The organism is Curtobacterium sp. MCLR17_039 (assembly GCF_003234745.1).
Classification (GTDB): domain Bacteria; phylum Actinomycetota; class Actinomycetes; order Actinomycetales; family Microbacteriaceae; genus Curtobacterium; species Curtobacterium flaccumfaciens.
The window spans coordinates 1-1,052 of the sequence record NZ_QKTF01000033.1 but is presented as its reverse complement, the minus strand read 5'-3'; the positions used below and the strand labels follow the sequence as shown (position 1 = coordinate 1,052).

At 67.0% G+C, this 1,052-nt stretch carries 2 protein-coding genes; both read left to right on the top strand.

Features of this window, described 5'->3' with window-relative positions:
• Positions 1-285 (top strand): M23 family metallopeptidase (locus DEJ00_RS18170; RefSeq protein WP_146248026.1); only part of this gene is annotated, 285 nt, incomplete at its 5' end.
• An 83-nt stretch (positions 286-368) separates the two neighbouring features.
• Positions 369-773, top strand: a complete 405-nt coding sequence (locus tag DEJ00_RS18165; protein WP_111058337.1) for a four-helix bundle copper-binding protein — start codon at positions 369-371, stop codon at positions 771-773.
• Positions 774-1,052: the final 279 nt, after the last annotated feature.

Sequence of the window (1,052 nt, the reverse complement as noted above, 5' to 3'; positions counted from 1 at the left end):
CCGCTCTACGCCACCGCCGCCGGCACCGTCACCTACGCCGGACCCTACGGCGGCTACGGCAACATCATCATCATCGACCACGGCGGCGGCATCACCAGCGCCTACGCCCACGTCTACGCCACCGGCATCTACGTCCGCACGGGGCAAACCGTCGCCGCCGGCACCAACATCGCCGGCGTCGGCAACGCCGGCGTCTCCACCGGATGCCACCTGCACTTCGAGATCCGCAACAACGGCGTCGCCACCGACCCGATGGCCTTCCTCGCCACACGAGGAGTCAGCTAAGCCCGAACCGGCCACCATGGCCCCCACACGTTCGACGTCAACCGACGCCGGCGAAACAGCAGTACCGACGGAAAGGATGACCCATGAGCACCACCACCGACATGCTCCGCACCTACCCGAAGGACCTCGGCAGCATCGACCAGGCAGCCCTCGCCGCCTGCGTCGACGCGTGTTTCGAATGCGCGCAAACCTGTACCGCGTGCGCCGACGCGTGCCTCGCCGAAGACATGGTCGCCGAGCTCACCAAGTGCATCCGCACCAACCTCGACTGCGCCGACATCTGCGCAACAACCGGCAACGTCCTCTCCCGCCACACCGGCTACGACGCCAACCTCACCCGCACGATCCTCGAGGCGTGCCTGGCCGCCTGCAAGGCGTGCGGGGACGAATGCGCACAGCACGCCGACATGCACGAGCACTGCAAGATCTGCGCCGACGCATGCCGCCGCTGCGAAGAAGCCTGCGCCGCGCTCCTCGCCAGCCTCTAACCGTCCAGACCAGCAGAAGGCCACCCTCACGTCAGGGTGGCCTTCGTGGGTGCTCGGTTGCCAACCAGCATCCCCGGCGAGTGCTCACACCATCGACACGAAGCGCGGCGAAAAGGGCGACATCGAGCAAAGCTGCTCACAGTCGCGCCGCTTGGACCAACCGAAGTATTTCGGGGCCCGTGGAAATCGTGACTATCGGGCTGGCGTGGTGATGAGGCTGGCGAGGGTGTCGAGCGCGCCGGGAACGAGGGAGAAGTACGCCCAGGTGCCGCGCTTCTC

Bases quoted from the DNA above. Each gene is read 5' to 3' on its own strand.
- DEJ00_RS18165 (WP_111058337.1), top strand. From the start codon at position 369: ATGAGCACCACCACCGACATGCTCCGCACCTACCCGAAGGACCTCGGC.